The sequence below is a fragment of the Actinoalloteichus caeruleus DSM 43889 genome (genome assembly GCF_000429185.2).
GTDB lineage: Bacteria > Actinomycetota > Actinomycetes > Mycobacteriales > Pseudonocardiaceae > Actinoalloteichus_B > Actinoalloteichus_B caeruleus.
Genome location: NZ_AUBJ02000001.1, coordinates 5754947 through 5775832, shown reverse-complemented (window position 1 = coordinate 5775832; position 20886 = coordinate 5754947). Strand labels below are relative to the sequence as shown.

Here is a 20886-nt window from a genome sequence, read left to right as displayed (position 1 = left end):
ACGGCGAGCACGGACCTCCGTGACGGCCGAGCGCCGGCCCGCGCCCCCGCGCGCCCTCCTGGCGAGCGAGCCGAGCCTGCCGGACCGCGCCTCCCTCCCCTCCGGCGAGGGCACTCCGCCCCCGAACACGGCTCACCCGCCCAGGAAGCCTGGGCCGGCGGGATCCGGCACCACCTCCCGCACGGCCCACCCGCACCAACCAGACCGGCGTCCCATCCGCCCCGGCGGCGGGCGACCGGTCGGCACGTCCACACGACCAGACAGCACCAAGGACCACCACGCGATCACGGCCACCGTTCCTCCGACGACGGGGGCGACCGGCACCACGTCGGCGGTCAGCGGGTGCGGGGCGTCCCGCCGCCCATGCGCACCCGGCCGCCGCGCACGGGCCGACGACCTCCGGGCATCCGGACCAAGCTGGGGAGAGCCGGTCCGGGTTCGTCGGGGAACGGTGATTTCCTTGTTGCGGCCAGCACTTCGGGGAGCAGCACCATGACCGACGCCGAAACCCAGGAACCAGACTTCACGCAGTCCGAGTACCAGAGACAGGAAAGCCCGACCCTGGAGTCCTTCGGGGATGTCTTGAAACTGCCCTCGACCTGGATAAACAACCAGTTGATCAGGAATCGGGGCGAGAAGCTCAACCAGGGTCTGGACCACCGGGACCCGATGCTCACGAGCTGCCACAACTACGCCTCGTCGGGGCACCCCGAGCTCAAGCAGTGGGTCGACGAGGGCAACGAGCCCGAGCACACCCACGCTGTCGGCGAGACCTGGAACAGCATCGGCAACGAGTTCGTCGAGGACTTCGAGGAGCTGAGGTCACTCGCCGACAACGGCGCCGACTGGGAGGGCGAGTCCGCCGACGCGGCCTTCGCCGCCGTCGCCTCCCTCGGCGAGTGGACCGGGGAGAGCAGCCAGGCGTACCACGCCACGTCCGCGCAGGTGGAACAGCAGGCCTTCGCCGCGTCCGAGGCGAGACAACGGATGCCGGAACCGGTCGAATACGACCGGGCCGAGTTCCAACGGCGGATATTGACCACGGCCAACCCGCTCGAGATGATCGCCATCGGCAACGAGGCCGTCGAGACCTACGAACGCGCCGTCGCCGCGCACGAAGAGGCCGTGCAGGTCATGGGCACGCTGGAGTCGACTTTCCAGACGACGGACAGCAGCATGCCCGCGTTCGCTCCGCCGCCCTCCATCACGGGTGGGGACGGTGACGGAACGGTCGACCGGTCCAACATCCGCACCCCGGTCGGTGAGGGCAGCCTGGACCGGTACGGCCGGCCGGGCGACGGTCCGGGCGGCGGGGGCCTGCCCGGCGGCGGTGGCGGCCTTCCCGGCGGTGGCGGGGGCCTGCCCGGCGGCGGGGGAAGCCTTCCCGGTGGCGGTGGCGGTGGCGGCGGGGGCGGTCTGCCCGGTGGCGGCGGTGGACTTCCTGGCGGCGGTGGTGGCGGCGGCGGGGGCGGCGGCCTTCCCGGCGGTAACTACCCCGGCGGCAACCCCCCTGGCTCTGACGGCCCGGGCAACGTCCGCCCCGACTGGGTGCCCAACAACCCGAACTACCCGGGCGGCAACCTGCCCGGCGGCAACCTGCCCCCCCTGCCGGGCGGTGGTGGCCCGGGGGGTGGGTTCCCCGGCGGAGGGCTACCGGGTGGCGGTGGCCCCGGTGGCGGCGGTCTCCCCGGCCCGCTCGGTGGGCTTCCTGGTGGCGGCGGCTTCGGCGGTGGACCAGGTGGGGGCGGCCCGGGTAGTGGCATGCGCCCCGGAGGTTTCGGCCCCGGTGGCGGCGGCTTCGGACCGGGCGGCAGCGGGGGCGGCGGTGGTTTCGGCCCTGGTGGCAGCTCGGGCGCGGGCGGTCCCGGTGCGGGTATGGGCGGCGCCCGGGGCATGGGCGGTATGGGTGCCGGTGGCATGGGTGGCGGTATGGGCGGCGGCATGGGTGCCGGCGGCGGCCGAGGCGGGCAGAACGCCGAGGACAAGGAGCACACCCGTGCCTCGTTCCTCCAGGAGACCGACGACATCTTCGGGGACGGGCGGATGGTGGCTCCCCCGGTGCTCGGCGACACCAACCGCTGACGGCTGACCGAGGCCCGGTGGCCGCGCGGCGGGTCCTCCCCGCCGCGCGAACGGGTCCCGAGAACCCCGGCGTGCGGCGGGCGGATCGGCACCGCTCGCGGAACGGAACGGCTCGGACCGCGCTTCCCGCCCGGGGTGCCCTCCCGGCCCAGACCGGTACCGACCGAAGCCGTCGTCGGCTGGCCGCCGCCGTGGGGCGGGGTTAGCGTCGGGAGGCTGCCCGGACCGGCCGGGCGACGCCGTCGGAGGTGCGTGTGATACGACCGATGACCAGCCTCGGGCACTGGCCCAGCCGGCTCGCGGCGGGGACCTTCATCCTCAACTCGGGTCTGAGCAAGCGGGACGCGGACGACGAGGCTGCCGCCGGTCTGCACGGCGCGGCGGCCGGCGCCTACCCGTTCCTGAAGTCGATGGAGCCGAAGCAGTTCGTGCGGCTCCTCTCGACCGCCGAGATCGGCCTCGGTGCCGCGCTGCTCATCCCCCTGGTTCCGACCGGGGTGGCGGGGGTCGGCCTGACCGCCTTCTCGGCCGGCCTGGTGGGCATGTACCTGCGGACTCCCGGGACGCGGCACAAGGGCAGCGTTCGTCCCACCGAACAGGGGCTCCCGCTGGCCAAGGACATCTGGCTGGTGGGCGCTGGCGTGGGCATGGTGGTGGAAGGGGTCGTGCACCGCGCGGCCCTCCGGCGGCACCGCAGGCGCAAGGCACTGCTGCGCGCCGGCGGTGCGGCGGCGCACCACGGGCGTTGCCGGCACCGCGGAGCCGGTGAGGGGCGCGGTCACGAACACCACGGGCACCACGAGTCCCGGCGGCATCACGGGCACGGGAAGCACGAGGGGTGGCACCACCTCGGTCGGCACGGTGGTCGAGCTCGGCACGACGAATCGGCTGCCACCGAACACCACGGTCACGGCGCCGCCGGCATGCTGTGGCGGAAGGCCCACCGGGAGCACTGACTTCCACCTCCTCCCCGGGCAGCCCACTCCCCACGCCGCGTGCCGGCGGTACCGCTGGCGAGCGGCGGCGCACCCCCTCCGCGGGGACGCTCGGGTCGGCCGGCGACAACGGCCGTGGCCCGCCTGGGGCTTGGGCGCTCCCGGTGGCGGGACGAGGACCGTCCGCGCCGGTGGGGGGATCCGGGGTGCGGGCCACCTCGGGTCGGCCGGAGCCGGCGGGTCTCCCGCCGAACGACCGACCGGCCGCCCCCGCCTCGGCACGGGGTTCCGCCCGGCGTCCCCTCGGTGCGGCGCTCCGAGCGGTGGGGAGCACGCGGCCACCACCCCTCACGGCGGTTGGCCGGCCCGGCTCCACCAGCGCGGGAAGCTCCACGGCCGTTCGGGTGTTGAGGTGGGCGTGAGCACCTCCCAGGTCACGCGGGTCGACGTCGTCGTCATCGGTGCGGGGCAGGCCGGGCTGTCCAGCGCCCACTCCCTGGCGAGGGCCGGTCTCCCGCCCGGCTCGGGTTTCGTGGTGCTCGACGGGGCGACCCGGCCCGGTGGCGCGTGGGGCGAGCGGTGGCCGACCCTGACCATGCGGACCGTGCACGGCATCCACCAACTGCCCGGCATGCCCGTCCCCGCCGTCGACGAGAGCGAGGCCGCCGCCGTGGCGGTGCCCCGGTACTTCGCCGACTACGAGCGCGAGTTCGACCTCCCGGTGCGACGCCCGGTCATGGTGCGGTCGGTGCGCCCCGGACCCGCCGGCCGGCTCCTGGTCGACTCCGACGACGGCGGGTACGCGGCGCGGGCCCTCATCAACGCCACGGGCACCTGGCGCCGCCCCTTCTGGCCGAGGTACCCCGGGCAGGAACTGTTCGGTGGCCGACAGCTGCACACCGCCGACTACCGGGGTCCCGAGGAGTTCGCGGGCCAGCGGGTCGTGGTCGTCGGCGGCGGGTCGTCGGCCGTCCAACTCCTGCTGGAGATCGACGAGGTGGCCAGCACGGTGTGGGTGACCAGGAACCCGCCTGACATCCGCCGGGGACCCTTCGACCAGGACCGGGGGCGGGAGGCCGTGGCCTCGGTCGACCGCGAGGTGCGGGCGGGGCGACCGCCCGGCAGCGTCGTGCGCGCCACCGGGCTCGTACTCCCACCGGACGCCCTGGCGGCGTGGGAGGCGGGGCGACTGGCACGACGGCCCATGTTCCAGCGGCTGACCCCCACCGGCGTGGCGTGGCCGGACGGGCACCACGAGGACGTCGACGTCGTCCTGTGGTGCACGGGCTTCCGCCCCGCCCTGGACCACCTGGCCCCGCTGCGACTGCGCACCCGGCACGGCGGGATCGTCATGGACGGGACGCGGGTGGTGGCCGACCCCCGGGTCCACCTGGTCGGATACGGCCCCTCCGCGAGCACCGTCGGAGCGAACCGGGCGGGTCGCGACGCCGTCCGCGACATCCGTCGGCTGCTCGCCGCTCCGGCGGCGGACGGCGCGGGCGACGACCTGCCCCGAGCGGGATGAGGGACGACGGGGTCGGAGTCGGAGGCACGCGACCACCGCGCCCTGGACCGTCCGACCGTCCCGACCACCGGTAGCTGGTCCGCCGGGCCGATGGCGGGTCGGGCCCAGCCCGGGTGCGGCGGACGACCACCACCAGGCCCACCCACCGCTCCCGACTGGTCAGCGCCGGGCGAGTTCCAGCCGGGCGGCGGCCCTGGCGGCCGAGGGCTCCGCCGCCGCCAACGCCGCCTCGGCCGCCGCCCGGCAGCGGGCCAGGTCCACCCCGGCCAACCGGGCGCCCACCGGCGCCAACGCCGGGTGGTTCATCGACAGGCTGCTGACTCCCAGGCCGACGAGGACGGCCGCCAGGTCGGGATCCGCCGCCGCCTCCCCGCAGACACCCACCGGCTTCCCGGCCGCCCCGGCGGACCGCCCGAGCAGGCGGAGCAGGCGGAGCAGGCCGGGCTGCCAGGGGTCGGTGAGCTGGGCGACCGCGCCGAGCTGCCGGTCCGCCGCCAGGGTGTACTGGGCCAGGTCGTTGGTCCCCACGCTGACGAAGTCGACGACATCCAGGATCTCGTCGGCGGTGAGCACGGCCGAGGGCACCTCGACCATCACCCCCACCCGTTCCACCCCCGCCGCCCTGGCCCGGGCCGCGAACCACGCGGCCTCGGCCGGCGTGGCCACCATCGGGGCCATCACGGAGACGACCGCTCCGCTGTCGGTCGCCGCGGCGACGATGGCGCCCAACTGCCTGTCCAGCACGTCCTCGTGGACCCGTCCGAGCCGCAGCCCGCGCACACCGAGCGCCGGGTTGGGCTCCCCGTGCTGGTCGAGGAACGGGATCGGCTTGTCGGCCCCGGCGTCGAGGGTGCGCACGACCACCGGCTTGCCCCGGAAGGGGGCCAGGACCCGCCGGTACGCCTCGTGCTGGTCCTGCGCCGAGGGCTCCCGGGTGGCCCCGAGGTAGCAGAACTCGGTGCGGAAGAGCCCGATACCCTCCGCGCCGGCCCGGACCGCCTCCGCCGAGTCCGGTGCGGACCCGACGTTGGCCAGCAACGCCACCTGGTGGCCGTCCGAGGTGCGGCCGACCCCGTCCCAGTGCGCCTCCGGCGGCCGGTCGGCGGTCACGACGGTCACCTCCGGGGCCGCCTCCACCACGGTGCCAAGGCCCCCGTCGACGACGAGGGCGGCGGGGTCCAGCTCCAGCACTCCCTGGCAGGCGACCACGGCCGGGATCCCCAGGGAACGCGCGAGGATCGCCGTGTGGCTGGTGGGACCGCCCTCCTCGGTGACCAGGGCGAGCACCACCGACGGGTCGAGACCGGCGGTGTCCGCGGGAGCGAGGTCCCTGGCGAGCAGCACGCTCGGCTGGTCCAACACCGGGATGCCCGGCGCCGCCCGCCCGAGCAGTTCGGTGACGAGCCTGTCCCGGACGTCGATCACGTCCCGGGCCCGTTCCGCCATGTAGCCGCCGGCCGCGCGCAGCGCGGTGACGAACTCCTCGGCGGCCTCGTGCACCGCCCTGGCCGCGGGCAGCGGACCGCTGGCCACGAGCTGTTCCGCCTTCCCGAGCAGGGAGGGGTCCTCCGCCATCACGGCGGTGGTCTCCAACACCTCGGCGGACTCGCCCTCCGCCCGCGCGGCCTGGGCACGCAGGCGACCGGCCACGGCGGCGCCGGCCGGCCGGATGCGGGCGGCCTCGGCGGTCGGATCAACGGGCGGCGGGCCGGCTGGCGGATCGAGCACCGGTTCGGTGATCCGCACCACCGGCCCGGCTGCCCGTCCCGGGCTCACCCCGACTCCGTTGAGCACGACCTCGGCCATCGGCGGACTCCCTTCCGTGGTGTGCCCGCACGCTATCCCGATCCGAGTGGTCTGGACCAGTGCCCCGGGCCGAGCGTCGCGACCGGTGACCCCGAACGTCCCAGCGCGACCGGCACCGAACGGCCCAGGGGAACCAGCGGGTAGCGACGCGTCGCGTCCCCTCGGCCAGGCGACCTGGACGGGAGCCGGGACGCCGCGCGGGCACCCATCGCCCTGCCCCCGACCGACGTCCCCGCCACCACCGGTACCGCCCGCCGGCGGTGACCCCCGAGACGACGGACGGTCAGCCCGCCGGTTCCTCCGCCGGCGGGGCACCCTTGATCGAGGCCATCAGACCGCCGAGGTCCTCCGGTTTCACCAGGACGTCCCTCGCCTTGGACCCTTCGGAGGGGCCCACCACTCCCCGTGTCTCCAACAGGTCCATCAGCCGACCCGCCTTGGCGAAACCCACGCGCAGCTTGCGCTGCAGCATCGAGGTCGACCCGAACTGGGAGGTCACGACCAGTTCCGCGGCCTGGAGCAACACCTCGAGGTCGTCACCGATGTCAGGGTCGATCTCCCGCTGCTCACCCGGCTTGGCGGCGGTGACACCCTCGGTGTACTGGGGCTGGGCCTGGTCCTTGGTGTAGGCGACGACCTGGGAGATCTCCTCGTCGGACACGAAGGCGCCCTGCATCCGGGTCGCCCGCGAGGCACCCATCGGCAGGTACAGGCCGTCGCCCATGCCGATGAGCTTCTCCGCCCCCGCCTGGTCCAGGATCACGCGGGAGTCCGTCAGCGAGGACGTCGCGAAGGCGAGCCGCGAGGGGACGTTGGTCTTGATGAGCCCGGTGACGACGTCCACGCTCGGCCGCTGGGTGGCGAGCACCAGGTGGATACCGGCCGCGCGCGCCTTCTGCGTGATGCGGACGATCGCCTCCTCGACGTCCCGGGGGGCCGTCATCATCAGGTCCGCGAGTTCGTCGACGATCGCGAGGATGTACGGGTAGGGCCGGTACTCCCGTTCACTGCCCGGCGGCGTGGTGATCTCGCCGTCCCGGACCTTGCGGTTGAAGTCGTCGATGTGCCGGACCCGATTGGCCTGCATGTCCTGGTAGCGCTGTTCCATCTCCTCCACGAGCCAGGCCAGCGCCGCCGCCGCCTTCTTGGGCTGCGTGATGATGGGGGTGATGAGGTGCGGGATCCCCTCGTACGGGGTCAGCTCGACCATCTTGGGGTCGATCAGGATCATCCGGACCTCGGTCGGGGTGGCCCGGGCCAGCAGCGACACCAGCATGGAGTTGACGAAGCTCGACTTGCCCGATCCGGTGGAACCCGCGCACAGCAGGTGCGGCATCTTCGCGAGGTTCGCGGTCAACATGTGGCCCTCGATGTCCTTGCCCAGGCCGATCACCAGGGGATGCGCGTCCCCCAGGGCGGTCGGCGAGTGCAGGACGTCCGCCAGGCGCACCATCTCCCGGTCGCTGTTGGGCACCTCGATGCCCACGGCGGACTTCCCCGGGATGGGGGCCAGCAGCCGGACGTTGTCGGTCGCGGCCGCGTAGGCGATGTTCTTGGTGAGCGCGGTGATCTTCTCGACCTTCACGCCAGGGCCCAGCTCCACCTCGTACCGGGTGACCGTCGGCCCCCGGGTGAACCCGGTGACCCGCGCGTCGATCTTGAACTGCTCCAGGACGCCCTGGATGGCGTCGATCATGGCGTCGTTGGCGCGGCTGCGGGCCTTCGGCGGGTCGCCAGCGCGGAGCAGTTCGGGCGGCGGCAACCGGTAGTCGCCCTCCACGGCCCGGACGGTGAAGGGCGTTCCCTTCGCCCGCTCGGCGGTGCCGGCGCCGGTCTCCTGGTCGGCGGCCGGCGGGTGCGCGACCGCACGGGCGGCGGCCGCCGCTGCGGCTGGCCGGGCCGGCTCGGCGGCCGCGACCTCCTCGGCCTCCCCGGTGTCGCCCACCGGATCCGCGTCCTCCCGCGCGGCCGCCCGGCGGCGGGGGCGGCGGGCGGGCCGGTCCTCCTCGGGCTCAACGTCCTCGCGCGTCCCGACCTCGGCCGCCCGGGTACGGCGGGGTCGTGGGCCGCGGCTGGGCGCGGGTTCCTCGTCACCGACGAGTTCACGCCACCGCTCCGGGATCCGGCTGACCGGCGTCCCGGTGAAGACGAGCAGCCCGAAGCAGACGATCAGGGCGAGTAAGGCGATGGCGACCGGACCGGTGAGGCCCTGCCCGAGCGGCCCGCCCGCCACGAAACCGATGACGCCCGCCGACTCCCGCCAGGCGGCCGGTTCCTGGGGCGCTCCGGTGGACAGGTGCAGGATGCCGAGAGCGGCGAGCCCCATGAGCAGCGACCCGAGGACGTGGCGCATCCGCGCGTCCGGAAGGGACTGGTGCCGGAACATGGCGATGCCGGTGCCGAACAGCACGACCGGGACCACCGCCGCGGCCAGGCCCGCGAAGCTGCGCAGCGCGACGTCGACCCACTCGCCGACCGGACCGCCCGCCCGCCACCACACACCGGCGGCGGTGACGATCGCCAACGCGATCAACACCATGGCCGCGCCGTCCCTGCGGTGCGCCGGGTCGAGGTCCCGGGTGCGGCCGACCGCCCTGGCCATGCCACCGACACCGCGTGCCAGCACCGACCAGCCGCCCCGGACCCCCTTGGGACGGCTCTTCTTCCGGGCGGCGGCGGAGCGGGACCGGGTGCCGGACCGGGTGCCGCCGGACTTCGACGAGCCGCCCTTCCGGTTCGAGCTACGTCCTGTCGTCGTGGTCCGGCCAGCCATGCCCCATACCGTAGTACGCCGTACCGCTGGTCACACGAACCACAACGGACCCGGCTCCGCCTGGGACGAGCTCGTGCCGTGGCCGGCACGAGGGGTATCCCGGTTGGGTGACCTCCGGCACTGCTGCCATGCTGCTGCGTCATGGTTGCACTCGCGCCCAGGCCGACCGGTTCGGCACCGCGAACCAGGTACCCCGTCCCGCCGGCTCGGCCGGTCCCCGCTTCCGGAGGGCGCTGGCACGTCCCGCCGCTCTGGCGGGCGTTGATGCCAGTGGCGAGCCTCCTCGTCGGACTGACCGGCAGGCTGGTCGTGACCGGGGACGTGCCGGCCAGGCTGCGGGGGCGGCCCCTGTTGCTGGCGGCGAACCACATCGGGAACTTCGACGTGCTGGTGCTGGTCGCGGCCTGCCGCCGCATCGGGGTGGCGCCCCGTTTCATGGCGACGGGCGGGCTGTTCGACGCCCCCGTGCTCGGTCCGGTGATGCGCCGCTGCGGCCACGTGCGGGTCAACCGGGGCAAGGACACGGCGGGGGACGCCATCGGCACGGCGGTGAGCGCCCTGGGCTCGGGCGCGCCGGTGCTGGTCTACCCGGAGGGGCGCATCAGCCTCGATCCGGGCCTGTGGCCGGAGCGGGGCAAGACGGGGGTCGCCCGGATCGCCCTGGCCTCGGGGGCTCCCGTGGTACCGGTGAGCCAGTGGGGCGCGCACGAGGCGGTGTGCTGGGGCACGCTGCGGATCGAGAGCCGGGCCGACCTGTGGATCCTCTTCCGGTCGTGGTTCCAGGCCATGCGCCGGCGTCCCACCTTCCGGGTGCACTTCGGTCACCCGGTCGAACTGTCCGGACTGGAGTCGGGCCGCCCCGGCGACGCCGTGCGGGCCCGGGACCGCATCATGCGGGCGATCAGCAGGGGCCTGCGCCCGCTGCGCCACCGGGAACCGCTGCGCCCCGCGTTCCACGACGGGACCCGACCGGTGACGGGCCGCAGCCCGTGGTCCCCGGAAGCCGACCGAGAACGGGCCAAGGCGGGCTGAGGACAGTACCGGTGGCCGCACGGCCGGCGGCCCACCCCGCCGGCCGCACCGTCAACTCGCCGACCCAACCGCACCACCCCCAGCGTGCGGGGACGACGCCAACGACTTCACGAACTTGAAGCAGGAGGCCGGAACAGCCCCGCGTGCGCGGGGACGACACGTGATCAGTCGCGCCCGTCACGGGACAATGGGGAACAGCCCCGCGTGCGCGGGGACGACGTGTTCGGTGACTCCTTCGACTTCGGGATGTTGGGAACAGCCCCGCGTGCGCGGGGACGACACTTTCCGACCTGCGGCGTTAGGGGCGGCACGCTCGGTTCTCGTTCACTTTTCCGAGCACCTCACGCCGCCGCGTCCTCGTCCGGTCAGGGTATCCGCACTCGGCGAGCTGGTAGGGCCACCGGTTCCGCGCGTTGACGCCCAGGCTCCACGTCGCACGCCGCGCCCCGACGGCCCTGGCCGCCCCGAGCACCGTGCTCCGCCCGGAGAGGAGGCCGCGTGCAGTCCTGCTCCCGGGCCGGGAACGGCGGGCGACGACACGCGTTCGTCCCGGGCTGGTCCGGACGGAGCCCGCTCTCCTCGCGCCCGCTGGCCTCCCCAGCCCTCCGCGACCCGTCAGCTCGCCGGCGTTCCGCCCCGCGTTGCCGCCGCCCGCAGCGCGTCCCGCAGCACCTCGGCGAGGTGCGAGGAGTCCCGCCCCAGGCCCTGGGCGAGCTGCGTCCGGCAACTGAACCCGTCGGCGAGCACCAGGGTGTCCGACTCGGCTGCCCGCACGGCCGGGAACAGCGAGTCCTCGGCGCAGGCCATCGACACCTCGTGGTGTCCCTTCTCGAAGCCGAAGTTCCCGGCCAGTCCGCAGCACCCGTCGACGAAGTCGGCCCGCACCCCCACGTGGTCGAGCAGCGTGCGGTCCGGGTCGGTGCTGAGTACGGCCGACTGGTGGCAGTGGGTCTGGGCGACCGCTGCCCGCTCCGCTCCTCGGGGCAGCCAGTCGAGGTCGTCGGCGACGAGGAGTTCGGCGAAGGTGCGGACTCCTTCACCGAGCCAGCCGGCCCCGGGCAGGAGTTCGCCCAGGTCGGTGCGGAGGGCGGCGGTGCAGCTGGGTTCCAGGCCCACCACGGGGACACCTGCCTGGACGTAGGGGGCCAGGACGCGGGCGGTGCGGCGCATCACCCGCCGGGCGATGCCGAGTTGCCCGGTGCTCACCCAGGTCAGCCCGCAGCACACCCGTTCCCTGGGCAGCTCGACGGTGTAGCCGGCGGCCTCCAGGACCTCGACGGCGGCCCGGCCGACCCCCGGGCTGAAGGTGTTCGTGAAGGTGTCCGGCCACAACAGCACCCGGCGTCCGCCCGCGGCGGGTGGGCGCGGGGCGCGGCGCCGGAACCAGCGGGTGAGGGTTTCGGGGGCGAACACCGGGAGGTCCCGGTGGGGGTCCACTCCGCCGAGTCGGCGGACGGCCGAGGCGACCGGGCGGGCCGACAGCGCCGCGTTGAGTGGGCGGGCGAACGGCTGGGCCAGCACCGCCAGCGCTGGCAGCCACCCCATCGAGTAGTGGGCGGCGGGCCTGATCCGGTTGCGGTAGTGCTGGTGGAGGAACTCGGCCTTGTAGGTGGCCATGTCGACCTCGACCGGGCACTCGGAGCGGCAGGCCCGGCAGGACAGGCACAGGTCCAGGACCTCGTGGACCTCCTCCGCGCGCCACCCGTCCCGGATGACCTCGCCGTGCAGCATCTCCACGAGCGCCCTGGCCCGGCCCCGGGTGGAGTGGCGTTCGTCGCGGGTGGCCCGGTAGCTGGGGCACATCACGCCGCCCCCGGTGTTGCGGCACTTCCCCACTCCGACGCAGCGGCGGGCGGCGGCGACGAAGGAACCACCGTCGTGGGGGTAGCTGAACATGGTGTCCACCGGGACGGTGACGGTGTCCTCGCTGGGCCAGCGGAGGTTCGCGTCGAGGGGCAGCGGGTCGACGATCTGGCCGGGGTTGAGCAGCCGGTCCGGGTCGAAGACGGCCTTGAACTCGCCGAACGCGTCGATGACCTCCGCCGGGTACATGCGGGTCAGTAGTTCGCCGCGTGCCTGGCCGTCGCCGTGCTCGCCGGAGAGCGATCCGCCGTACCCGGCGACGAGGTCGGCGGCGTCCAGCATGAACTCGCGGAAGCCGCGCACCCCGGTCGAGCTGATCAGGTCAAAGTCGAGGCGGACGTGGATGCACCCCTCGCCGAAGTGCCCGTAGTAGATGCCGCGTCGCCCGTGCTGCCCGAGCAACGCCTCGAAGTCCCGCAGGTAGTCGCCGAGCCGTTCCGGGGGAACGGCGGCGTCCTCCCAGCCCGGGTAGCCCTCGGTGCCGTCGCTCATCCTCGTCGCGATGCCCGAGCCTTCCTCCCGGATGCGCCACAACGCCCGCTGGTGGGCGGACTCGGCGAGGACGACGGCGGGAACGTCGAGGTCGCGGGCCAGCCCCTCCGCGCGGAGCACGGCCTCCGCCCGGGTGTCGCCGCCGGTCTCGCAGTACAGCCAGGCGTTGCCGTCGGGGAGGGATTCGGTGGCGGCGGAGGGGCCGTGGACGGCGCGGTGCGCCTCCACCAGGGCGCGGTCGACGCTCTCCACGGTGAGCGGGCCGTGGGGGAGGATGGCCGGCACGGCGTCGGCGGCGGCGAAGGCGTCGGGGAACCCCAGCACGGCCAGCACGCGCACGGCGGGCGGGCGGATCAGCCTGACGGTGGCGCCGAGCAGGGTGACGCAGGTGCCCTCGCTGCCCACGAGCGCGCGGGCCAGGTCCTCCCCGTTCTCGGGCAGCAGGGCGTCGAGGGCGTACCCGGACACGCGGCGCGGCAGGGTGGGCAACCCGGTGCGGAGGGCGGCGCGCCGCCGGTCGACGAGGGCGCGCAGGGGTCGGGTGAGGGGGCCGGCCGAGTCGAGGTCGGACACGGTCAACCGGGTTCCGTCGGCGAGCAGCACGTCGAGGTCGACGACGTTGTCCGCCGTGGTCCCCCAGGCGACGGCGGAGGAGCCGCAGGCGTTGTTGCCGATCATCCCGCCGATGGTGCAACGGCTGTGCGAGGACGGGTTGGGTCCGAAGGTGAGGCCGTGGGGCAGGGTGGCGTCGCGGAGGTCGTCGAGGACCAGTCCGGGTTCGACCCTGGCGGTCCCCCGGTCCGGGTCGAACTCGAGCAGCCGGTTGAGGTGGCGGGAGTGGTCCAGGACGACGCCGGGACCGCAGGCCTGCCCGCCGATGGAGGTCCCACCGCCCCGGTGGGTGATGGGGACGCCCTGCTCGGCGCAGACGGCGAGGGTGGCGGCCACGTCCTCGGCGTCGCGGGGCAGGACGACGGCTCTGGGCACGTGCCGGTAGTTGGAGGCGTCGCTGCTGTAGACCGCTCTCGTGGCGGAGTCCGCGAGGACCTCGCCCGCGATCCGGGCCCGGAGTTCCTCGGCCAGCCCCACCGTCACCACCGCCTCACCGTGTGCGTGTCGTCCCGCGATGGTGATCACAGTCCGGCGGCGAAGGCAAGCACCGGGCTGAGTGCGTCGCGGCCGGGGCGGGGCGGGGCGGGTCGTGGTGGCGGGGAGCCGGGCCGGACGTCGCCCGGCCCGGCTCCCCGCTCAGACCGGGAGGACGGTCGGGACGATCATCGGCCGACGCCGGTAGGTGGCGGCGACCCAGCGCCCCACCACGCGCCGCACCGCCTGGGCGATGCGGTGGGTGTCGTTGATGCCCTCCGCCTCGGTGCGGGAGAGCTCGTTCTCCACGAGGGAGACGACCTCGTCGAGCGCCTTCGGGTCGTCGGAGAACCCCCGCCCGGAGACGGTGGGCGGGGCGACGGCGCGCCCGGTGGCGGCCTCCACGGCGACGGTGATGGCGATGAAGCCGCCCTCGCCGAGGATGAGCCGGTCGGACAGGGTGGACTCGCCGACGTCGCCGACGGAGAGGCCGTCGACGTAGACCTGGCCGACCTCGACGCGCCCGGTGCGGCCCGCCAGGCCGTCCACGAGGTCGACGACGACGCCGTTCTCCGCGAGGACGACCCTGTCGGCGGGTACCCCGGTGAGTTCGGCGAGTTCGGCGTTGGCCCGCAGGTGCCGCCACTCGCCGTGCACGGGCATGACGTTCGTGGGGCGCACCGCGTTGTAGAGGTAGAGCAGCTCGCCGGCCGAGGCGTGCCCGGAGACGTGGACCTTCGCGTTGGCCTGGTGGACGACGTTGGCGCCGAGGCGGGTGAGGCCGTTGACGACGCCGAACACGGCGGTCTCGTTACCGGGGATCAGGGAGCTGGCCAGGACGACGGTGTCCCCTGGTTTGATGCTGATCTGGCGGTGTTCTCCCCTGGCCATCCTGGAGAGCGCCGAGAGCGGTTCGCCCTGGGAGCCGGTGGAGACGAAGAGCACCTGGTCCTCGGGGAGCCGCATGGCGGCGTCGAGGTCGACCAGGAGGCCGTCCGGCACCTGGAGCAGACCGAGGTCGGCTGCGACGCCCATGTTGCGGACCATCGAGCGGCCGACCAGGGCGATGCGCCGGCCGTGCGCGACGGCGACGTCGAGGACCTGTTGGACGCGGTGCACGTGGCTGGCGAAGCAGGCGACGATGACCCGTTGGGTGGCCTTGCCGATGACGCCGTCCAGCACCGGGCCGATGTCCCGTTCGAGGGGGACGAAGCCGGGCACCTCGGCGTTGGTGGAGTCGACGAGGAACAGGTCGACGCCCTCGTCGCCGAGCCGCGAGAACCCGCCCAGGTCGGTGAGTCGTCCGTCCAGCGGTACCTGGTCGAGTTTGATGTCCCCGGTGTGCAGCACGGTCCCGGCGGGTGTGCGCAGCGCGACGGCCAGCGCGTCCGGGATGGAGTGGTTGACGGCGAAGAACTCGCAGTCGAAGGCACCGTGCCTGGTGCGTTCCCCTTCCCGCACCTCCCGCATGTGGGGGGTCTGCCGGTGTTCCTTGCACTTGGCGGCGAGCAGGGCCAGCGTGAACCGGGAACCGACGACGGGCAGGTCCGGGCGCAGTCGCAGCAGGAAGGGGACGGCGCCGATGTGGTCCTCGTGCCCGTGGGTGAGGACCAGCGCCTCGATGTCGTCGATGCGGTCCTCGATGGCGCGGAAGTCCGGGAGGATCAGGTCCACGCCTGGGGCGTCGTCCTCGGGGAAGAGGACACCGCAGTCCACCACCAGCAGCCGGCCGTCGTACTCGAAGACGGTCATGTTCCGTCCGACCTCGCCGATGCCGCCCAGGGCGACCACCCGCATCCCGCCCTCGGCCAGTGGTGGTGGCGGGCTGGTGGGGCCGGGTCCCCGGTGCGGTGGCAACGCCTGGTCGGGTGCGGTCAGCGGTGGCAGGGAGGTTTCGGTCACTGGCTTGCCACCCCCGCGACGGTGTCGGGGTTGACCAGGACGAGGCCGGCCTCCCACAGGTCGGCGGTGATGAGCCGCACGTCCTCCTCGGAGGCGGGTGGCAGCGGGAGTCGGGGTTGGCCCGTCTCGTAGCCGCAGAGCCGCAGCGCCGTCTTGCTGAAGATCACTCCGCCCAGCTGGTTCATCGACCGGTACACGGGGAGGAGGCCGTGGTGGACCTCGCGCGCCTTGGCCAGGTCGCCGCCCTCGAAGGCGTCGAGCATGACGCGGAGCCGGTCGGCGACGACGTGGCCGATCACGCTGACGTACCCGACGGCGCCCACGGCGAGCCACGGCAGGTTGAGGGGGTCCTCTCCGGAGTAGTAGGCGAGGTCGGTGGTGGCCATCACCTCGCTGCCGGCCCACATGTTGTGCTTGGAGTCCTTGACCGCGAGGATCCTCGGGTGTTCGGCGAGGGTGCGCAGCGTGTCGACCTCGATGGGCACGACGGAGCGGGGCGGGATGTCGTAGAGCATCACCGGCAGCTCGGTCGCGTCGGCGACGGCGGTGAAGTGGCTGACCAGCCCGTCCTGGGGCGGTCGGGAGTAGTAGGGGGTGACCACCAGCAGGCCGTGCGCACCGGACTTCTCGGCGTCCCTGGCGAGCTGCGTCGAGTGCGCGGTGTCGTTGGTGCCGGCGCCGGCCACGATGGTGGCCCGGTCGCCGACGGCGGCGACGACGGCGCGGATGAGCTCGGCCTTCTCCTTGTCGGTGGTGGTGGGGCTCTCCCCCGTGGTGCCGTTGACGACGAGACCGTCGTTGCCCTGGTTGTCGATCAGGTGTACGGCCAGTTCCTGGGCCAGGTCGAGGTCGAGGGCGCCGTCGGCGTCGAACGGCGTCACCATTGCGGTGAGCACCCGGCCGAAGGGCCTGCCGGGCGAGGCGGTGGGACATCCGGTCATGCCCATGACGCTACCGCCTCACCCCCGGGTCGGGCGGCAGCGGCAGGCGACAGCTCGCCGTGTGGAACCCGGCACCGCGCGTGCCCGCCCTCGTGGCGGGTTCACGGGCGCTGGCCAGCGGGTTCACCCTCCACGAGGTAGCCGGCGGCGGCGAGGGCCCGGCGGGCGCCCGGGAGGCGGTCGGACGTCACCAGCGGGTAGTCGGTGTCGAAGGTCGACACGGCGAACAGGGCTGACGCCGGCCTCGGCGAGGGTGGTGGCCAGGCCGGCGAGCACGCCGGTGAGGGAAAGGTCCGGGGGCCGTCGACGGCGAGCAGCCGCCAGCCCGGTTCGACGGCGGGTGCGGTGGGGGCGCCCGCCGCGGGGCGCACCACCGACAGCTCCGCCTCGGTCCTGGTCAACCGACACCAGGCCCGGACCGGCCAGGGCGGCCGGGGGTGTCGGGTGGGTAGCGCGGGATCAGGTGGTCGCGTGGGTCGGTGGTGAGCCGGAGCGGTCGGTGGGCCGGGAGGCCGTTCCCGGTGCCCGAGGTCGCCTCGGGTCAGCCCTCGGTGACGTAGGGGCTGGAGGCGATCTCGGTGCCGTCGGGCAGCGCCGAGATCTCGAAGTCGCCGAACACGTTGGGCACCGCCTTGTGGAGCTGGCGGAGGCACTCGACCGCGAGCGCGCGGATCTCGACGTCGGCGCTCTCGGTGGCCCGCATGGCGATGAAGTGCCGCCAGGCGCGGTAGTTGCCGGTCACCACGATGCGGGTTTCGGTGGCGTTGGGCAGGATCGCCCTGGCGGCCTGCCTGGCCTGCTTGCGGCGCAGGGTGGCGTTGGGCAGGTCGGCGAACTTCTCCTCCAGCCCGGCGAGCAGCTCGTTGTAGGCGGCGACGCTGGCCTCGGCGGCGGCCTGGAACCTCGCGTGGAGCTCGGGGTCCTCGGCGATGACGTCGGGTTCGACCATCGCGGCCTTGCGCTCGGGCACGTACCGCTGGGAGAGCTGCGAGTAGGAGAAGTGGCGGTGCCGGATGAGCTCGTGGGTCAGCGAGCGGGAGACGCCGGTGAAGTAGAAGCTGACGGTGCCGTGCTCGAGGACCGACAGGTGGCCCACCTCGAGGATGTGGCGGAGGTAGCCGGCGTTGGTGGCGGTGGCCGGGTTGGGCTTGCGCCAGGACTGGTAGCAGGCGCGGCCGGCGAACTCGGCGAGCGCCTCACCACCCTCGGCGTCCGTCTCCCAGGGCACGTCGGCCGGCGGAGTGAACTCCGTCTTGGCGATCAACTGCACCTTCGGCGACACCAGCTCGGTCACGGCCCAACGACTCCCTCAACGATCGGCTCCGGACCGCTTCCCGATCCGGGCGGCGGCTTGCAGCCCGCCCGGCAGCCTAACCGCCCTGCTCTCGGGGCCTTCGAGGTGGGAGGAGGAGCCCGATCGGGCGGGGGTCCGGCGAGGGTCCGACACGGCGACGACACCACCCACCCTCCCCTGATGACACCACCTGTGCGTCAATTTCTCCTTGAATGACGCCATCGGTGATGTCATAGTGGTGTCATGGATCTCTCACCGTACGTCGCTCAACTGAGGAAGGACCTCGCCTCGGCGGCCTCCGCCGGGGACGAGGAGACCAGGCGGGCGGCCACGCTGCTGGCCGGAGCGGTGGAACCCGCGGTCCGACTGGCGCTGATGAACGCGCTCTCCGACCTCGCCGCCGAGGTCACGTCGAACCTGGACGACCACGTCGTCGACGTGCGGATCAGCGGGCGGGACGTCAACGTCGTCGTCACCCCGGTCGGTGGTCCCGCCACCGAGTCGGCCGAGCACCCGGAGTCCGCTCCCCCACCCCCGCCGCCCCGCCCCCGCCCCCCGCCGAGGGTGACATCAGCCGGATCACCCTGCGACTGTTCGACGAGATCAAGTCCAAGGCCGAGCAGGCCGCCGCGACGCAGGGCGTCTCGCTGAACTCGTGGGTCGCCCAGGCGGTGCAGGGTGCCCTGCACGGCCCCTGGAGCGGTCAGGCGCACCGGGGAGGTCCACCTCCCCGGGGTGAGCGGCCCGGCGGGCAGGAGGACCGGCGTGGGACCGGGCGGGACCGGGACGGCGACGGCGGGGTGCACGGCTGGGTTCGAGGCTGAGCCCTTCCTCCCCCCTGCCGCCCGCACCGAGGGCGCCGCGCGCGCCCCTCACCCACCCCCTCCCCGCCTCCAAGGCGACGACGACCGTGAGGACGACGATGACGACCGACAGCGACCACGACGGGCAGGCCAGGCAGGCCCGGTACCGACGGGTGGAGTTCGAGGCCGACGGGCCCGTGGACCTGGACATCGGCGTCGCCGACTGCGACGTCACCGTCGAACTCGGCGGTGCCAGCGGCGGTAGCGCCGAGCTCCGACACGCTCCCGACCGGGGGGCCGGGTGGGCGGGCGGCCTCCTCGACATCGTCGGCTGGGCCACCGAGCGGGCCGAGGGCGACTCGGTCGACCTCGCCGCCAAGGCGATCGAGCGCACCCGGATCGACCACGGTGACAACCGGCTCCTGGTCCGTTCACCCCAGAGCCTGCCGCTGCGGTCAGTTCCGATGTCCCTGCTGGTGCGGGTACCCAGCAGCTCCAGGGTGACCGTGCGCACCGAGACCGGGGACGTCACCGTGACCGGGGAGGCCGCCGGGCTGGACCTGCGGGCGGGCACCGGCGAGGTGCGCGCCGACGCCTCGGACGGCCGGGTGGACGTCGGCAGCGGCGCTGGGCGGGTCCGGCTGACCCGCGTGCGGGGCGAGACGACGGTGCACAGCGGGGCCGGCGAGGTGGAACTCACCGAGGTGAGCGGGCGGACCGCCATCCGCACCGGCCTGGGCAGGGTGCGGTTGGGCACCGTGCGCGGCGACGTCACGGTCCGCTCCGGCGCCGGCGATATCACCGTCACCGAGGCCGTCGAGGGCAACCTGCGGCTGACCACGGGCACCGGCCAGCTCCGGATCGGCATCGCCAGGGGTGTGCACACCGAACTCGACGTGCACGCCCCCCTGGGCGGCTTCCGCAGCGCGCTCGCCGTGTCCGACCGCCCACCCTCGGACGGCGAGGTCGGTCTGCGCGTACGGGCCAGGTCCGGCATGGGTCGGGTGCTCGTGGCCAGCACCGGGGACTCCTGACCGCCGGTGAACCGGCGGGCCCCGCACGGGCCGCGGGCGGGGTCAGCCCCCGTCCGAACCCGCTACGGCCCGGGCGAGGGGATCCGCGAGGTCCCCTCGCCCTCCCACCACGACACCGTCGAGCTCCAACCACTCCGCCATCTCCCGCAGGGCTCCCGCGAGCTCCGCGGCGGTCCTGGCCACCGGTCGGCCTTCCTCCAGGAACGCCCCGGGAACCCGCAGCACCCCGGCGGCCCGGTCCGCCTTGAGGTCGACGCGGGCGACGAGTTCACCGTCGAGCAGGAACGGGAAGACGTAGTACCCGTGCACCCGCCTGCTCTCGGGCACGTAGATCTCGATGCGGTAATGGAAGCCGAACAGCCGCTCCGCCCGCTCCCGTCGCCAGATCAGCGGGTCGAACGGGCACAGCAGCGCGCGGCCCTCCACGCGACGGGGAACGCTGGCGCCCGGCAACCGGTAGGCGGCCCGGTCCCAGCCGCGCACCTCGACGGCCTCCAGCGATCCGGCGTCCACCAACTCCGCGACGGCCGCCTTCGACGCCGAGGTCGGCAGGCGGTAGTAGTCACGCAGGTCTGGTTCCGTGGCGACGCCGAGGGCCCCGGCCGACCGCAGCACCAGTTCCCGCGCGGCCTCGTCCCGGTCCGGCGGGGTCCGGGCGAACGCGGTCGGGGGGAGCACCCGTTCGGGGAGGTCGTAGCGCCGTTCGAAGGACCGCCGGGTGCCGGTGGTCAACGCGCCCACCCCGAACAGGTACTCGCACATGTTCTTGGTGTCACTCCGGTTCCACCACCCGCCGCGCGACCCCGAACCGGCGCCCGTCAGCTCCCGTTCCAGCGCGCCCGCGCTGATCGGTCCCAGGCGTTTGACCGCGTCGAGCACCTCGTCGGCGAGTCCCGGGGAGCGTTCCTCCAGCGCCGCCCGGTGGTGCTCGTACCGCTGGCGGTAGGCCTCCCGCCGCCAGCCCAGGAGTGGCCAGTCCGCGACGGGCACGAGGCTGGCCTCGTGCGCCCAGTCCTCGACGAGCAGCCGGGGCCGGGCGGGGCTGTCGGTCCAGGCGGCGTCGTCGAGCAGCGCCCGGTCGTAGGGACCCAACCGACTCAGGACCGGCATGTAGTGGGCTCGTACGGCGACGTTGACCGAGTCGAGCTGGAGCAGCCTGACCCGCTTCAGCACCCGCTTGAGGTGGTGCCTCGTGGGTCTGCCGGTGGGTCGGGCGTCGGTGAACCCCTGCGCCCCGAGCGCGAGCCTGGTCGCGGCCGAACCACTCATCGTCTGCACAGTCCGGGGATGCTGTCACGGGGGACCGACAACCACGGAG

Annotated in this window: 13 protein-coding genes and 1 pseudogene; 6 read left to right on the top strand and 8 right to left on the bottom strand. The window is 74.0% G+C overall.

All coding sequences use genetic code 11. The annotated features are described in order from the left end of the window. The first annotated feature begins 492 nt into the window (after positions 1-492). The 3 genes from G443_RS25230 (at position 493) to G443_RS23625 (ending at position 4542) form a co-directional block, all read left to right on the top strand. Complete coding sequence (locus G443_RS25230) at positions 493-2082, top strand: PPE domain-containing protein (RefSeq protein ID WP_051314223.1); 1590 nt, start codon at positions 493-495, stop codon at positions 2080-2082. 266 nt (positions 2083-2348) lie between these two features. After that, the gene (locus tag G443_RS23630; protein WP_245588905.1) at positions 2349-3038 is read left to right on the top strand and encodes a hypothetical protein; all 690 of its coding nucleotides are present in this window, start codon (positions 2349-2351) and stop codon (positions 3036-3038) included. Between the two features lie 397 nt (positions 3039-3435). Next, on the top strand, positions 3436-4542 hold the full coding sequence (locus G443_RS23625) for an NAD(P)-binding domain-containing protein (protein ID WP_051314222.1): 1107 nt from the start codon (positions 3436-3438) through the stop codon (positions 4540-4542). 159 nt (positions 4543-4701) lie between these two features. On the opposite strand, the gene G443_RS23620 is transcribed toward G443_RS23625, so the two are convergent. Both G443_RS23620 and G443_RS23615 read right to left on the bottom strand, forming a co-directional pair. Beyond that, on the bottom strand, positions 4702-6348 hold the full coding sequence (locus G443_RS23620; protein WP_026419988.1) for a phosphoenolpyruvate--protein phosphotransferase: 1647 nt from the start codon (positions 6346-6348) through the stop codon (positions 4702-4704). Between the two features lie 283 nt (positions 6349-6631). Further along, positions 6632-9121 carry an FtsK/SpoIIIE family DNA translocase gene (locus tag G443_RS23615; RefSeq protein ID WP_211237582.1) on the bottom strand — a complete coding sequence of 830 codons (2490 nt, stop codon included), beginning with the start codon at positions 9119-9121 and terminating at the stop codon, positions 6632-6634. 264 nt (positions 9122-9385) lie between these two features. On the opposite strand from G443_RS23615, the gene G443_RS23610 reads away from it, so the two are divergent. Then, positions 9386-10153 (top strand): lysophospholipid acyltransferase family protein, encoded by a 768-nt coding sequence (locus G443_RS23610; RefSeq protein ID WP_030105824.1) that lies wholly within the window; start codon positions 9386-9388, stop codon positions 10151-10153. 615 nt (positions 10154-10768) lie between these two features. On the opposite strand, the gene G443_RS23605 is transcribed toward G443_RS23610, so the two are convergent. From G443_RS23605 to thyX, 5 genes are all read right to left on the bottom strand, one after another. Further along, on the bottom strand, positions 10769-13606 hold the full coding sequence (locus G443_RS23605) for an FAD-binding and (Fe-S)-binding domain-containing protein (RefSeq protein ID WP_211237581.1): 2838 nt from the start codon (positions 13604-13606) through the stop codon (positions 10769-10771). A gap of 150 nt (positions 13607-13756) precedes the next feature. Beyond that, positions 13757-15391, bottom strand: coding sequence for a ribonuclease J (locus tag G443_RS23600; RefSeq protein ID WP_103057119.1), 1635 nt, complete (start codon positions 15389-15391; stop codon positions 13757-13759). A gap of 101 nt (positions 15392-15492) precedes the next feature. Next, positions 15493-16437 (bottom strand): 4-hydroxy-tetrahydrodipicolinate synthase, encoded by a 945-nt coding sequence (dapA, locus tag G443_RS23595; RefSeq protein WP_051314255.1) that lies wholly within the window; start codon positions 16435-16437, stop codon positions 15493-15495. Between the two features lie 101 nt (positions 16438-16538). After that, the gene (locus G443_RS23590) at positions 16539-16838 is read right to left on the bottom strand and encodes a hypothetical protein (protein ID WP_051314221.1); all 300 of its coding nucleotides are present in this window, start codon (positions 16836-16838) and stop codon (positions 16539-16541) included. Between the two features lie 140 nt (positions 16839-16978). Further along, positions 16979-17731 (bottom strand): FAD-dependent thymidylate synthase, encoded by a 753-nt coding sequence (gene thyX, locus G443_RS23585; protein ID WP_026419982.1) that lies wholly within the window; start codon positions 17729-17731, stop codon positions 16979-16981. 243 nt (positions 17732-17974) lie between these two features. Between thyX and G443_RS23580 the strand changes: the two are divergent. Both G443_RS23580 and G443_RS23575 read left to right on the top strand, forming a co-directional pair. After that, positions 17975-18555, top strand: a pseudogene (locus G443_RS23580) (toxin-antitoxin system HicB family antitoxin). A gap of 98 nt (positions 18556-18653) precedes the next feature. Beyond that, positions 18654-19568 carry a DUF4097 family beta strand repeat-containing protein gene (locus tag G443_RS23575; protein ID WP_051314220.1) on the top strand — a complete coding sequence of 305 codons (915 nt, stop codon included), beginning with the start codon at positions 18654-18656 and terminating at the stop codon, positions 19566-19568. A 42-nt stretch (positions 19569-19610) separates the two neighbouring features. Here the strand turns inward: G443_RS23575 and G443_RS23570 are convergent, their stop codons facing one another. Beyond that, positions 19611-20846 (bottom strand): winged helix-turn-helix domain-containing protein, encoded by a 1236-nt coding sequence (locus tag G443_RS23570; RefSeq protein WP_026419980.1) that lies wholly within the window; start codon positions 20844-20846, stop codon positions 19611-19613. Between the last annotated feature and the right edge of the window lie 40 nt (positions 20847-20886).

What these genes read in the sequence shown, in the direction of transcription:
- G443_RS25230 (WP_051314223.1), top strand. Translation starts at nt 493, where the DNA reads ATGACCGACGCCGAAACCCAGGAACCAGACTTCACGCAGTCCGAGTAC.
- G443_RS23630 (WP_245588905.1), top strand. Translation starts at nt 2,349, where the DNA reads ATGACCAGCCTCGGGCACTGGCCCAGCCGGCTCGCGGCGGGGACCTTC.
- G443_RS23620 (WP_026419988.1), bottom strand. Translation starts at nt 6,348, where the DNA reads ATGGCCGAGGTCGTGCTCAACGGAGTCGGGGTGAGCCCGGGACGGGCA.
- G443_RS23615 (WP_211237582.1), bottom strand. Translation starts at nt 9,121, where the DNA reads ATGGCTGGCCGGACCACGACGACAGGACGTAGCTCGAACCGGAAGGGC.
- G443_RS23610 (WP_030105824.1), top strand. Translation starts at nt 9,386, where the DNA reads ATGCCAGTGGCGAGCCTCCTCGTCGGACTGACCGGCAGGCTGGTCGTG.
- G443_RS23600 (WP_103057119.1), bottom strand. Translation starts at nt 15,391, where the DNA reads ATGCGGGTGGTCGCCCTGGGCGGCATCGGCGAGGTCGGACGGAACATG.
- dapA (WP_051314255.1), bottom strand. Translation starts at nt 16,437, where the DNA reads ATGACCGGATGTCCCACCGCCTCGCCCGGCAGGCCCTTCGGCCGGGTG.
- G443_RS23575 (WP_051314220.1), top strand. Translation starts at nt 18,654, where the DNA reads ATGACGACCGACAGCGACCACGACGGGCAGGCCAGGCAGGCCCGGTAC.